At 47.1% G+C, this 13992-nt stretch carries 11 protein-coding genes; 1 reads left to right on the forward strand and 10 read right to left on the reverse strand.

Annotated elements, in window-relative coordinates; translation table 11 throughout:
* Positions 1–10: 10 nt before the first annotated feature.
* Positions 11–1150: a dTDP-glucose 4,6-dehydratase gene (locus tag B5G04_RS02420; RefSeq protein ID WP_022038896.1), complete on the forward strand. Its 1140-nt coding sequence runs from the start codon at positions 11–13 to the stop codon at positions 1148–1150.
* A 194-nt stretch (positions 1151–1344) separates the two neighbouring features.
* Here the strand turns inward: B5G04_RS02420 and B5G04_RS02425 are convergent, their stop codons facing one another.
* The 10 genes from B5G04_RS02425 to B5G04_RS02470 all read right to left on the reverse strand — a co-directional run bounded on the left by B5G04_RS02425 (position 1345) and on the right by B5G04_RS02470 (position 13876).
* A complete protein-coding gene (locus B5G04_RS02425; RefSeq protein WP_022038897.1) occupies positions 1345–1809 on the reverse strand; it encodes a hypothetical protein in 465 nt (154 codons plus the stop codon).
* Positions 1799–2308 (reverse strand): RNA polymerase sigma factor, encoded by a 510-nt coding sequence (locus tag B5G04_RS02430; RefSeq protein ID WP_087395581.1) that lies wholly within the window; start codon positions 2306–2308, stop codon positions 1799–1801. Before B5G04_RS02430 ends, B5G04_RS02425 begins: the two co-directional genes overlap by 11 nt.
* Positions 2309–2372: 64 nt before the next feature.
* The gene (argB, locus tag B5G04_RS02435) at positions 2373–3146 is read right to left on the reverse strand and encodes an acetylglutamate kinase (protein WP_022038899.1); all 774 of its coding nucleotides are present in this window, start codon (positions 3144–3146) and stop codon (positions 2373–2375) included.
* A gap of 91 nt (positions 3147–3237) precedes the next feature.
* A complete protein-coding gene (speA, locus tag B5G04_RS02440; RefSeq protein WP_087212031.1) occupies positions 3238–5130 on the reverse strand; it encodes a biosynthetic arginine decarboxylase in 1893 nt (630 codons plus the stop codon).
* 91 nt (positions 5131–5221) lie between these two features.
* A complete protein-coding gene (locus B5G04_RS02445; protein WP_087212034.1) occupies positions 5222–5755 on the reverse strand; it encodes a shikimate kinase in 534 nt (177 codons plus the stop codon).
* A complete protein-coding gene (topA, locus tag B5G04_RS02450) occupies positions 5752–8085 on the reverse strand; it encodes a type I DNA topoisomerase (protein WP_087395833.1) in 2334 nt (777 codons plus the stop codon). Before topA ends, B5G04_RS02445 begins: the two co-directional genes overlap by 4 nt.
* A gap of 105 nt (positions 8086–8190) precedes the next feature.
* Positions 8191–8385, reverse strand: coding sequence for a hypothetical protein (locus tag B5G04_RS20135; protein ID WP_087395584.1), 195 nt, complete (start codon positions 8383–8385; stop codon positions 8191–8193).
* A gap of 276 nt (positions 8386–8661) precedes the next feature.
* Positions 8662–10320: a TonB-dependent receptor gene (locus tag B5G04_RS02460; RefSeq protein WP_087395588.1), complete on the reverse strand. Its 1659-nt coding sequence runs from the start codon at positions 10318–10320 to the stop codon at positions 8662–8664.
* A 12-nt stretch (positions 10321–10332) separates the two neighbouring features.
* Positions 10333–13347, reverse strand: coding sequence for a tetratricopeptide repeat protein (locus tag B5G04_RS02465; protein ID WP_087395591.1), 3015 nt, complete (start codon positions 13345–13347; stop codon positions 10333–10335).
* A complete protein-coding gene (locus B5G04_RS02470; RefSeq protein ID WP_022040217.1) occupies positions 13337–13876 on the reverse strand; it encodes an NUDIX domain-containing protein in 540 nt (179 codons plus the stop codon). The genes B5G04_RS02465 and B5G04_RS02470 overlap by 11 nt, the downstream gene beginning before the upstream one ends.
* Positions 13877–13992: the final 116 nt, after the last annotated feature.

Here is a 13992-nt window from a genome sequence, read left to right on the forward strand (position 1 = left end):
ACATAAAGATATGGAATTCAAGAGAAATATCATCATAACAGGTGGTGCAGGCTTTATCGGAAGCCATGTGGTACGCCTGTTCGTTAACAAATACCCTGAATACCGCATCATCAACCTCGACAAGCTGACGTATGCCGGCAATCTTGCCAACCTGAAGGATGTGGAGGACAAGGAAAACTATGTATTCGTAAAGGCGGACATCTGCGATTATGAAACAGTGAAGGAGTTGATGGAGAAGTACAACATTGATGGAATCATACATCTTGCGGCAGAAAGCCACGTTGACCGGAGCATTAAAGACCCGTTCACCTTCGCCCGTACAAACGTTATAGGCACATTGACATTGCTTCAAGCCGCCAAAGAATACTGGGAAAGCCTGCCCGAAGGATATGAAGGCAAACGTTTCTACCACATCTCTACAGACGAAGTTTACGGCGCACTGGAGCTGACCAATCCAGAAGGCATTGAATCTCCGTTCACGACGAAGGCAAGTTCGGAGCACCACCACGCCTACGGAACAGAGTTCTTCACCGAAGAGACCAAGTATAACCCGCACTCTCCTTACTCGGCATCGAAGGCAAGTTCAGACCATTTTGTCCGTGCTTTCCACGACACTTACGGAATGCCGACCATCGTGACCAATTGTTCGAACAATTACGGTCCGTACCAGTTCCCTGAAAAACTCATACCTTTATTTATCAATAACATCCGCCACCGCAAACCGTTACCCGTATATGGCAAGGGTGAGAACGTGCGCGACTGGCTGTATGTAGAGGACCACGCAAGAGCCATCGACCTGATTTTCCATAAAGGCAAAATAGCCGATACATACAACATCGGCGGCTTCAACGAATGGAAGAACATTGATATCATTAAGGTGGTGATAAAAACCGTAGACCGGCTGTTGGGACGTAAGGAAGGTGAAGACATGGACCTCATCACCTACGTGACCGACCGCAAGGGTCATGACATGCGCTACGCCATTGATTCAAGAAAACTCCAACGTGAACTGGGCTGGGAACCGAGCCTGCAGTTTGAGGAAGGCATCGAAAAGACCGTCCGCTGGTATCTGGATAATCAGGCGTGGATGGACAACGTAACAAGCGGGGATTATCAGATGTATTATGATGAAATGTATAAAAACCGTTAACAAGCAACAACGGATTTTTCACCATACTACAAAAACAGTTTCTTAAAAAAAAGGATTACCGCTCACGCGGTAATCCTTTCCGTTATTGAGTTAGTAATTTAATTTGAGAGAATTGAAACTTCACAGCCTCATCAATGATTTTTCTAATAAGCACTAACTAATATATATTTAAAAGCAAATGAAAATGTCATACCTCATTGTTTGTTCACATTCTTTTGGGGAGTGTCCTTGACTGATGCATTCACCGAGTCGGGCTTATACGCCACCTGAGGGTCTTGCCGCTCCCGTTCAAACTGGTCGTAAACATAAACCACTTCCGATTTTCCGGTATTCATAGAATGTTTTACCACCCCTCCTATCGTGAAAAGGAAACCCATGATGACCGCAGCCTTGAATAAGGGCATCAGCCTCATCTGCAACGTGAGCCGCTTTGCTTTCACTACCGGACGTTCGATTTCCGCCAACAGGCGTTCATCAAAATCGTCACTCAGCTTAAGCATCTTCCCGGCATCCTGATAAGCGAACAAGGACCGGTAGCGCGACAAGTGTGCCGGCACTTCTTCTTGACGGAAGAAGCAACGCAGGATTTGTTCCTCTTCGAGCGAAGCCTCACAATTCCAATATTTCTCCAATAACTGTTCGATGTACTTATAGTCCATAGTCGTTTATCTCGTTATACTTTAATCTTATCCGTTGCCTTGCCCTAAACAGATTGACCTTCACCTGTTCTTCCGTCAGTCCCAATATAACCGCTATCTCCTTATAGTTTTTGCCTTCTATATCGCGGAGCTGAAGGATAGAACGCTGTTTTTCTGGTAATTCGTTTATCAGCCGATGTATAATGGACAACTGTTCATTTTGTTCCATCAACTGGTCGGGCATCTTTGCATCGGGCATTTCCTGCGTTTCCGGAGTCAATTCCAGATTTTGCGATTCCATTTTCTGGCTTCGGTCAATGGCAAGATTACGGGCTATAGTAAGGCAATACGCCTCTATCGAGGCCATCTGCTGCCATTCGTCACGCTTGTTCCATACCCTAATCAGTGTATCCTGAACAATATCTTCCGCCTCCGCGCGATCGAAAGTGATGCGCAGTGCCAATCTGAAAAGCTTGTCTTTCAGCGGCAGGATATCTTCTCGAAAACTGATTGTATGCATTGCTTTCTATAATAATGACGGGTGAGTGACTGAAAAGTTACACTCACCCGCCGTTTTTTTGAAATTATTTTTTTATCACTGTACCGATATCCTTTCCGATGGCTGATGCCGAGGTAATTATCACTTGTCCTACACCAGCTTCAAGGGCAGAAAATGCATTTTCCAACTTAGGAATCATTCCTTCCTTGATAATGCCTTTACCCACATATTCCCGGAATAAATTAGGGGTAAGCACAGGTATGACACTATCATCATCATTCTCATCACTCAGCACACCTTTTTTCTCAAAACAGTAGACCAACGTCACATCAAATATCTGAGCCAAGGCTTTTGCCGTCTCACCGGCTATCGTATCAGCATTTGTGTTGAGGATATGCCCTTTCCCGTCGTGAGTAAGTGGAGCCATCACCGGTATCACTCCCCGGCGGATGAGTGTTGCCAATGCTTCGGCATCCACCCGTTCAACATCACCTACAAACCCGTAGTCGATGTCCTTTACCGGACGCTTCACCGAACGGATGACATCCATATCAGCACCGGTCAAACCAATAGCATTAACACCTTTTGCCTGAAGACCTGCCACTATGTTCTTATTGACCAGACCTCCATAAACCATTGTGACTACCTTGAGAGTTTCGGCATCCGTTACGCGACGCCCGTTTACCATAGTGCTTTCAATGCCCAACCGGGAAGCCATATGCGTAGCAGAACGTCCGCCTCCATGCACCAGCAGCTTATAACCGGTCAGTACGGAAAAATCGTCTAACAGCTGATTGAGTGTATCGGCTTCCTCCACGATTTTCCCACCTACCTTTATAATTGTCAGTTTTTCTTGCATATATTTTCTATTTGACGAAGTATCAGTTGAGACGACAAGGATTTCCCGAAAACAACCAGGACCTTGTCAATCTGCCGTCTTGTTATCTATTTTATTCCAAATATGTATAGCCATACAGTCCCGAACGGTAATTTGCCAGAAATTCTTTGCCTTCTTCCAGCGAAATCTTTCCTTCTTTTACCGATTTCGTAACCCATGTTTCAAGGGTACGCACCAGCTTCTTCGGATTGTATTGCACATAGTCGAGCACTTCCGCCACGGTCTCGCCATCAATGACCTGATCAATGGTATAGCCTTTTTCGCTCACACTGACATGAACGGCGTTCGTATCGCCGAAGAGGTTATGCATATCTCCTAAAATTTCCTGATAAGCCCCCACCAGGAACACACCGATATAATATGACTCTTTAGCCTTGATGGTATGCACCGGCAAGTCATGAGACACATTACGTGATGTTACGAAATTAGCAATCTTCCCATCGGAATCGCATGTAATATCCTGCAAGGTTGCCGTACGATCGGGACGTTCGTCAAGGCGCTGAATCGGCATAATGGGAAATATCTGATCGATAGCCCATGAATCAGGAAGTGACTGAAACAATGAGAAGTTACAGAAATACTTGTCGGCAAGTAACTTATCGAGGTTACGAAACTCATCGGGTGCATGCTTCAGCCCCGAAGCAATCTGATTGATTTCACGGGTCACCGACCAATACATCCGCTCAATCTGAGCACGTGTCTTCAAATCTACAATACCATGGCTGAACAAGTCGAGGCTCTCTTCACGGATTTGTTGTGCATCATGCCACGCTTCCAACATCCGGCTTTGGTTCAGGTTATCCCAAATATCATACAGTTCGTGCACCAGTTCGTGATCGTCTGGGCTTACCTCAAATTCTTCGTCCATCGAAGGAAGCGAAGCCGTTTCAAGCACCTCGAATATCAACACCGAATGATGTGCCGTGAGCGAGCGTCCGCTTTCAGTAATGATGTTAGGATGCGGAATACCATTCTTGTTACTCGCATCCACCATAATAGATATGGAATCATTCACATACTCCTGAATGGAATAATTCACGCTGCTTTCACTATTCGACGAGCGTGTACCATCGTAGTCCACACCCAAACCGCCTCCAATGTCGACAAACTCTACGGGGAATCCCATCCGGTAGAGCTGTACATAAAACTGCGAAGCCTCACGCAATGCAGTCTTGATACGACGTATCTTAGTCACTTGACTTCCGATATGGAAATGAATCAGCTTCAGGCAATCTTGCATTTTCTTTTCTTCGATAAAATCGAGTGCCTCAAGCAGTTCACTGGAAGTCAGCCCGAACTTGCTGGCATCTCCCCCACTTTCTTCCCATTTTCCACTTCCAGAAGAAGCCAGCTTGATACGTATACCGATATTGGGACGTACATTGAGTTGCTTTGCCATTTTGGCTATGAGGCGAAGCTCGTTCAGCTTCTCCACTACCAGGAAAATGCGCTTTCCCATTTTCTGTGCCAGCAAAGCCAGTTCGATGTAACTCTCGTCTTTGTATCCGTTACAAATAATCAGCGAATCGGAGTCAGTATTGATGGCTATCACGGCATGCAGTTCGGGTTTCGAACCTGCTTCCAGTCCCAAATTGAACTTCTTGCCGTGGCTGATGATTTCTTCTACCACGGGACGCATCTGGTTCACCTTAATGGGATAAATGATGAAGTTCTGTGCATTGTAGCCATATTCCTCCGCTGCCTGTCGGAAACAATTCGAAATTTTTTCGATACGGTTATCCAAAATATCAGGGAAACGCACCAGCATCGGTGCTGTGACGTCCCGGAGCTGCAATTCATCCACCAATTCTTTCAAGTCGACTGCAACACCGTCTTTTCTGGGAGTCACTTCTACGTGACCTTTGTCATTAATCCTAAAATAGGAAACACCCCACCCCGTAATGTTGTAGAGTTCTTCTGAATCTTCAATACGCCATTTTCTCATTTCACAACATAAAAATCTTCGTTTATAATTATTTTGCAGTTGACCTGGGACTAAGTACCAGAACCAATAGCAGAACTATTAAAAAACCTGGTCAACTCTTTTCTTCCAACATTGTCCTCAACCGCTCTACGGATTCGCCTATCTGCCTCCGGTCTTCCAGCAGGCTAGAATCGAAATGATATTTTGCCTGACTGTAAAACGCCATACGCCCTGCCAGTCCGTCTTTGATGAAGCCCATCAGTTCCTCGTCGGTCTTATCCGCCAATAAGGGACGTTTGGCTTTTGCTACTTTCAGCCGACGAAACAAAGCTTCGGGTGAAGCATTCAGAAACACAGTATCGCCCGTGCGATTCATGTACGCAATATTATCGAAAAAACACGGAGTTCCTCCTCCGGCAGCTATCACCACATTCTCAAATTCACCTACCTCGTATAGCATATTGCGCTCCACTTCGCGAAAACCACTTTCTCCCCGCTCGGCAAACAGTTCGCGTATCGTACGGTGCATCCGCTCTTCGATGTACCAGTCAAGATCAATAAACTGCATACCGGCAGCACAGGCAAAGGCTTTTCCCAATGTTGTTTTGCCTGAGCCCATATAACCTATCAGATAAATCCGTTTCATTCCTTCCGTCTAGAGGTACTACGAATTTTACGGGTTTCGGCCTTCTCCTTCTGCAGTTCTATTACCTTGAAACAAGCATTAAGCGTCAGGTCTGCCGCCTCAATATTCTCGGGAATCTTGTAGTTTTTCTTCTCATAAGAAATGTAAGGACCGTATTTCCCGTTCATAATCTGCAAATCTGGATTCTCCTCGAACGTCTTGATAACACGCTTGGCGGCAGCATTCTGTTTTTCGTGTATCAGCTCTTCGGCTTCTGCAAGCGTAATAGTAAGCGGATCCATAGTTTTCGGAATGGATACGAACAATTTGTCGTAACGTACATAAGGTCCGAAACGTCCTACACCGACCGAGACTTCCTTACCATCCGATTCACCCAGCACACGCGGAAGGCGGAACAAGCCAAGCGCTTCCTCCAACGTGATAGTCTCCAGCGAATATTCTTTCTGCAACTGAGCAAAACGCGGCTTTTCTGTATCATCGGCAGAACCTATCTGCACCACAGGACCGTAACGTCCGATTTTTACCGAAACCTGTTTGCCACTTGTGGGATCAGTTCCCAAGATGCGTTCGCCTACCTTGTGTTCTGACTTGCTCGACATTGTCTTCTCTACCAGCGGATGGAAATCTTCGTAAAAAAGTTCCATCACATCTGTCCATTTTTTTTCTCCCTCGGCTATCTCATCGAACTGTTTTTCGACATTTGCCGTGAAATTGTAGTCCATGATCTGAGGAAAGTATTCTTTCAAGAAATCATTCACTACGATGCCGACATCCGTAGGCAAAAGTTTCGCCTTCTCGCTTCCGGTCAATTCCACCTTAGTGCTTTCTGACATTTTTCCACCTTGCAACGAAAGAATCTTATACTGACGCTCTGTACCCTCACGATTGCCTTTCTCTACATACCCACGCTGCTGAATGGTGGATATGGTAGGTGCATATGTGGAAGGACGGCCAATGCCCAGTTCTTCAAGTTTACGCACCAAACTAGCCTCAGTGTAACGGAAAGGAGCCTGCGTGAAACGTTCGGTAGCGGTAATTTCCTTGTATTCAAGCGACTGCCCCACTTCAAGAGTAGAAGGCAGACGCATCTCACCTTCCGGCTCCACCTCATCATCGTACGACTCTTTATATACCCGTAAGAATCCGTCGAATGTCAACACTTCACCCACTGCTATGAATTTATCTTCGTGCCCGCTGATAGAGATAGTGGCAGTAGTTTTTTCCAACTCGGCATCCGCCATCTGCGAAGCTAACGTACGTTTCCATATCAATTCATACAAGCGGCGTTCCTGAGCCGTACCTTCTATAGTCTCATTCGACATATAGGTGGGGCGGATGGCTTCATGTGCTTCTTGTGCACCTTTAGTCTTAGTCGTAAAATGGCGGATATGCACGTACTTCTCACCCATCCGGGATACGATGGCTTCTTGACTGGTGCTCAACGCCAGGTCCGACAGGTTGACCGAGTCGGTACGCATATAGGTTATCAACCCGTTTTCGTACAACCGCTGGGCAAGCATCATCGTCTGTGCTACCGTATACCCCAGCTTACGTGCCGCTTCCTGCTGGAGAGTAGAAGTGGTAAACGGAGGTGCCGGCGATTTCTTCATCGGACGGGTGGTAATGTCTTCGATAGCAAACACAGCCTGCCCACACGACTGGAGAAAAACCTGTGCTTCGGCTTCGGTCTTAAACCGCCGCCCCAGTTCTGCACGGATTTCTGCCCCTCCGGCATTGGTAAAAATTGCCGTAACCTTATAGGACGCCTCACTCACAAAGGCCTGCACTTCACGTTCGCGCTCCACGATGAGACGAACAGCCACCGACTGCACACGACCTGCAGAAAGCGATGGCTTAATTTTCTTCCATAAAATGGGCGACAACTCGAACCCCACAATACGATCGAGCACCCGGCGTGCCTGCTGGGCATTTACCAGATTGATATCGATGTGGCGTGGATGTTCGATAGCCTTCAATATGGCAGTTTTAGTAATTTCATGGAATACAATCCGTTTCGTGTGCTCCGGCTGCAATTGCAGCACTTCATACAGATGCCACGATATGGCTTCTCCTTCGCGGTCTTCATCGGAAGCCAGCCACACCATGTCCGCCTTTTTAGCTTCTTTCTTCAGGTCATTGACCAGTTTCACCTTGTCTGCCGGCACCTCGTATATCGGGGCGAAATGATTTTTCACATCAACGCTGAACGACTTTTCCTTCAAGTCACGGATATGGCCGTAACTGGAAAGCACTTTATAGCCGTTTCCCAGGAATTTCTCAATCGTCTTAGCTTTTGCCGGAGACTCCACTATAACCAGATTATTTTGCATCATTCCGTATTCCTATTAAAGTTTTCGGGACAAATGTATGAAAAAACCTGAAGTAAAACGATATAATAAGGTGGGTTTCTTGAAAAAATTCTTCATTTTTAGTGTTCAGCAAGCAGAAACATGTATCTGAAACCTCACAAAGACCGATGCAAACCTGTAACGGAACATAGAAGAAACTGTTTTGAATTTCTCAAAAAAGTTTTTCTCGTCTTGATGTATTCGTTTGCGTGTGTGCTTTGAGCGATTTTTGGACCCTTTCCGCTTCTCTTCTTCGTCAGATAGCCCGGCTATCTTCCTCATAGTAAAGACGCAAGATTTTGCGTCTTTACTCATTCCAAATCATCGCACGATAATTCAAAACAGTGTCTTAATTTCTCCGATAATTTTGTTTGGCAGAAACGAATCAATGTATGATTGAAAGGTTCAGTTTCTGTTTCAAGCTGTCTTCCTTTTACGTTCTCCATATGGAAACCGTACGGTTTCCATATCGAAAACATACGGTTTCCATATCAAGAACGTACGGTTTTGAGATGGAAACCATAAAAGGAAGCTGTCTGGATTGATAACGCAACCCTATCAGAAGCGCACGCTCAATCCTGCTGTGGCATAAAAGCCCTGTACGGGATAACCCGTTTCAGCAAGATAAGTACGGTTCAACAGATTATTGAGAGAAACGAACACATTCAGCCTGCCGAAGAATGCATAACCTGCCCCCAATGACAAACTGTTCACATCATCGGCTGTTTCCATCTCCTTCATGTCGGCACGTTGCTCGAAACGGTAATGTGCCTTGATCCACAAGTCTTTGTACAATTTTGCACGTACAGAAGCATCAAAGGCAAATTTCGGCTTGAGATAAAGCAATACCTCTCTGTCTTCCTTCACGTCCCATCCATAATACGTGCCCTGTGCCGAAATGTCCAGCCAATCCTTATACTGGTACGCCAGCCATGCACCACCATAGCCTACCTTCGCCTTATCTTGTGCCAAAAACGTATAGACATAGGGATAAGGTTCCTCCAACATACCCGGCAACCTGAATATCTCGTCCTTCACCACACGATAACCTCCGAAGAGGCGGAATCCCAACCCCGGCATGGGTGCTCCTTGCACACCTGCCTGCACATCAACTGGCGTGTAAGAAGTCTGCATCTGCTCAGCCTGTATCCAGTAGGGTGACTGTTCGTTCAAGCTGCGGAAATCATTCAGACGTGTACCCCCTGTGGCTTGCAGGTAGAAGCGATAAGAACGGGCGAAGAGAAAGTCGAATTTCACATCGGGCGATAGCATCAGCCGACCGTCATGACCGAACTGCATATCTACATGCATCCCTGCACGAAGCTGTATGTGTTTGCTCCCGAACGTATAATGCGGATTGATGCAAAGCAAGGTATAATCGGTCTGGTCCACATCGTGAATCAGGTTATCCATTGCAAAACCGATGCCGACACGCTGCCTTTCATCGATATTGCCCGACACGAGACCTTCGGTATGGAAAATGTTTTCCGAGCCGCTTCCCATCCATGGCGAGTCGTACGCCCGACTAAAACTGCGTAGTCCTGTCTGAAACGAAAATTCCACTGGAAGTTTTCCTTCAACTGATGCCACACGCAGATACCCTTCACCCAACGTATAGCGTTGATGAGAGGAAAGCGAATAATCAACATCCTCTATTCCCCAAACAGGCATATAGTTGAACACTTGCGAAGCAAAAGAACCGCCCAATGCCAAAGAAACCTTACGGAAATCGTGACGGTACCCCAACGAAGCATCCGTGCGATAGAAACGTGATTTCCAGTCGTCTGCTTCGGTTATAACAGAAGGCACATCACCGTTCATTCCATAAAGCGATGCATCCACATGCAGGAAATCACGGCGGGAAATATCCCACAAATACGAAAAACGTGCATCAACATTATTGCGTGAGCCATAGCTTGCACGCAAGTATCCGCGTGGTACTTCACGCTGCTTCTCTTCACTGGTCATCGCCTGCAAAGGGGTAAAATTCCAGTTGGAGAAAGGATGGAGCGCAGTGGCATAATCGATATGCTGTTTGGGAAGAGCCGGCTCTTCCACTTTGGGCAAGACATTAACCTTAAATGCATCCATCACTTCGGGATTGTATTGGTTTTCCACCACTACCGTGCGATTCAGTGCCGAATCAGCAGCGTGTTGTTGGGCATTGGCCGCCATACACAGACAGCTCAGCCCGATTGTTGCTATCATTGATTTCATCACCTTAACTTCTCATTTTTTATTCAGTTGTGCCAAACGGGTTTCTATCATCTCCTGGATATCATCTTGCTCCTGATAGTTCTGTTTCAAAGATAAAAGATACTGCTTTGCATCCAGATTACGCCCCATCTTCACATAAATGTCTGATAAGAGCACAAAGCTTCGGGCCAGCCAATACGTATGAGGCGTACTCACCTCTATATATCCGAGCACTTCTTTTTCTGCCTTTTCGGTTTCACCGGCATCAAAATACAACTGCGCAAGCAGATACTTGGCTTCGGCTCCATAAACGTTACGCGTATCTTTAGCCAGTTCTGCAAGGTCATCCACAGCCTCACGGGATTCGCCTTTACCCAACCGTGCCTTTGCACGCGCATAGCGAGCTTCGTTAGTCAATTCGGGAGTCAGCTTGCTCTGTGCAAGCAACACCGATGCCATCCCGATAGTCTCCTCTGCGTCTCCACTCAAACGGGCACATTCCAACGCGTGTTGCAAAGCTTCCATCCGTTCTTCTTGCGAAACGACACGGTCTGCCATCCGCTTGTACAAGCCAAGCGCCTTTCCGTAATCCTTGTTTTGGAAAGCAATGCCGGCAGAAAGTTTCATAGCCTCACCCGAGAATGGATTATCGGGGTAATCAAGTACCTTATCCAAATACGTGGACGCTTCGGCATAATTCTTCTCGCCATAAGCTATCACGCCCAGATAATACACTGCATTGACACTGAATGCTCCTTGTGGAAACGACTGGAGATAGCGGGTGAAACTGACTTTCGCCTCAGCCGTCTCGCCACGCATATAGACTCGTTCGGCAGCAGTGTAGGTGAGCGAATCACGCTCGTTCACATCGAAGTCCCCCCCTCCCGGAAGGGTAGCCACAAAGTTCAAGTAATCGTCCACCTTATTCAGATCAATATAAATCGATTTCAAGTCACGTTGCGCCAAACGTGCCTCCTCGCTTCCCGGATAGTCAGCTATCACTTTCTTGTAGGCGGCGATGGCTTCGGGATACTTGTCTTCCTGATAATAGAGCAATCCGATTTCGTTGGCAGCTTTGCGCGAAAGAGGACTGTCGGGAAAACGTTGAAGCAACACCTGATAACGTTCGATGGCGGCAGCGTTACTCTCTTGCTGCACGAAAGCCCGTCCCTGCTCGTACAAGGCATCATCGATGTACGTCGAAGCCGGATAGTCGGTCAGCAAGCGGTTCAGGGTTTGTACTTTCCCACTATAGTCCCGTTGCAGACCTTTTACGAAAGCCTCCTGGAAAAGCGAATAATCACCCAGGCCGGGGTCAGTCGCCAAGGCTTGCGCATAAAGAGCTTCCGCCTCTTCGAAACGCCGGGAATGGAAATTACAATCTCCCATCCGGTTATACACGTCAGCCGCTACCTTGCGGTCCTTTGCCTGCACTTGCGAGCAGCGGGTAAACCATCCGAGTGCCTGCTCGTATTGTTTCTGTTTGAAAGCGACATAGCCCAGATTGTATAAAGCAAGCGCGTACTCATCACCCGTACGGTCAGGAGTGTATTCCAGATAAAGCCGGTAATCGGCAGCAGCCTGCCCGTAATTCTCCATCCGGTATTTCGATTCGCCCCGCCAATAATAGGCATCTGCCAGCGTCTGCTGGTTATAACGTCCCAACTCAATGGAACGGCTAAAATATTCGATGGCATTTTCGAAAGCAGCCTGGGCAAACGCCTGTGTCCCGACACGGAACAGCAGTTTCTGCTTGGCTTCGAGAATGCGGGCACCCGGATGACTGATTTTGGCAATGGATTGCAAAGCTGCCTGATAGCTGCGAGTGTTCATATACACTTCTATCAGATAATCGTTCACCTTGTCCGTATAAACAGAATTGGGAAACTCGTTCAAGAACCGCTCGAACACCGTCACCGACTCGGCAAAAGGCGAATAAGAAGTCTCGTGGATGCAAAGCGCGTAATTATACAAAGCCTGTTCCTGCACATTACGATTGAACGTCATTGCCGAAGCTTGTTCGAAAGCCATACGGGCACGCGTCCGGTCTTTCAATTGAAGAAACGATAGCCCACTGTGTAAATAGGCGTTTTGTGCCAGTGCATCTGCAGTGCCGACTGTTTTCCCAAGGGCTTCTACCGCTTTCGAATACACCCCCGTCTGGTAATAACTCATACCCAGTTCATACCAGGCTTTCCTGTCGTACTCCCCTTCCTGGCTCTGACTATATATTTCCAAAGGCTTTACAGCCTCGGCATAACGTTCCATCCCATAACAAGCCTCCCCTTTGACACGTTGCATCAACCGGGCATATTCGTGACGGGGATAAGCCTCCAGGTACATATCTGCCATTTTCCCAGCCCTTCCATAATCATTCCGTTGCAAATAAATGTCGGCTATATAATAAGGAGTATAAGGAGCATATTTCTCACTGGTTCCGGCAATACGAAAGCCCTCCAGTGCCGTATCGTATTGCCCCCGTGCATAGTCGATATAAGCAAGCTGGTAAACCGCATCCGTGCGATACTCGCTGCTCACGTCTTTCAATACGGCAAACCAGAGTGCCGCTTCTTTCAAGTCCCCCTCTTTCAGGCAAGCCGTTCCCAAACGCATCAAAGATTCATCACGTTCGGAATCGGCAAGCAAATGGATATCGCATTTCTTGAAACAAGCAATGGCTTTCCGGTAATTCCCGTCGAAGAAACAGGCAGAGCCTAATAAAGCATACACACGATTCAAATAGCGTGAATCCGGATAACGGGCAATGTATGTCTCCAACTGACTGATACGGTCGGGTTTGCCAAGTTCATACGAAGTACAAGCCAGCATATAAGCCACCTCTTCGTCAAAAGTTGTCTGAGGCTCTTGCCGCAAATAATGTGTCAGTGCCTGCCGCGCGGCGGCATAATCGTGCCGAAGGAACAACTCCTTCGCTTCGTCGTACAAGCGTGACGGCCCGGTGAGCGGTTCGGTCTGCTGGGCAAATGCCATCCACGGCAACACACACAAGGCTCCTGCCATCCACACCTTCTTTTTCCTATTCTTCATATCCTTCCGATTTATGTGAGGCTAAAAAACGAGCTACTCCCTCCCGTACCGAGTCGAGTCCGAAATCGCCCGGGTTGACTTTCTCAAGAGGCATCCAAAACGAATCCGCCACATCGTCCTTTGCTTCCAGACGGCTATCGTCTTCTACCCGACACAAGAAAAACTGGTCGAGTGTATGTACCAAGAAACCCGAATACAGATACGTGTTGGGCAACGAGAACTGATAAATCGCTTCAGTCACTTTCAAACCGGTTTCTTCGAGCACTTCGCGTGCCACTCCCTCCTCACCGGTTTCGTACATGTCAAGGAAACCGCCCGAAAGGTCCAATGTCCCTTTGGCAGGCTCCTTCCCACGCCGGCACACCAACAATTCATTCCGACGGTTCAAGATAAAGGCAACCGTCGCCGCACTGGGATTAAAATAATACACAAAGCCGCAATCGGCACACTTCTTTGCCTTTGCATTGCGAATCTCGAAACGAGGCGACCCGCATTTCGGACAATATTTGAATAACTCTAATGGATGCATAACCATAATTCTTTTTGATAATAAGGGCAAAGATAAAAGAAAAAGCTGTATATCTCCCGTCATTTCCCGAACATTTGCCACATTTCTTCATTTTTTTAGAAACTATTTTGAATTTA

The organism is Bacteroides sp. An51A (assembly GCF_002161565.1).
GTDB lineage: Bacteria > Bacteroidota > Bacteroidia > Bacteroidales > Bacteroidaceae > Phocaeicola > Phocaeicola intestinalis.

Bases quoted from the DNA above. Each gene is read 5' to 3' on its own strand.
- B5G04_RS02420 (WP_022038896.1), top strand. From the start codon at position 11: ATGGAATTCAAGAGAAATATCATCATAACAGGTGGTGCAGGCTTTATC.
- B5G04_RS02425 (WP_022038897.1), bottom strand. From the start codon at position 1,809: ATGGACTATAAGTACATCGAACAGTTATTGGAGAAATATTGGAATTGT.
- B5G04_RS02430 (WP_087395581.1), bottom strand. From the start codon at position 2,308: ATGCATACAATCAGTTTTCGAGAAGATATCCTGCCGCTGAAAGACAAG.
- argB (WP_022038899.1), bottom strand. From the start codon at position 3,146: ATGCAAGAAAAACTGACAATTATAAAGGTAGGTGGGAAAATCGTGGAG.
- speA (WP_087212031.1), bottom strand. From the start codon at position 5,130: ATGAGAAAATGGCGTATTGAAGATTCAGAAGAACTCTACAACATTACG.
- B5G04_RS02445 (WP_087212034.1), bottom strand. From the start codon at position 5,755: ATGAAACGGATTTATCTGATAGGTTATATGGGCTCAGGCAAAACAACA.
- topA (WP_087395833.1), bottom strand. From the start codon at position 8,085: ATGCAAAATAATCTGGTTATAGTGGAGTCTCCGGCAAAAGCTAAGACG.
- B5G04_RS20135 (WP_087395584.1), bottom strand. From the start codon at position 8,385: ATGAGGAAGATAGCCGGGCTATCTGACGAAGAAGAGAAGCGGAAAGGG.
- B5G04_RS02460 (WP_087395588.1), bottom strand. From the start codon at position 10,320: ATGAAATCAATGATAGCAACAATCGGGCTGAGCTGTCTGTGTATGGCG.
- B5G04_RS02465 (WP_087395591.1), bottom strand. From the start codon at position 13,347: ATGAAGAATAGGAAAAAGAAGGTGTGGATGGCAGGAGCCTTGTGTGTG.
- B5G04_RS02470 (WP_022040217.1), bottom strand. From the start codon at position 13,876: ATGCATCCATTAGAGTTATTCAAATATTGTCCGAAATGCGGGTCGCCT.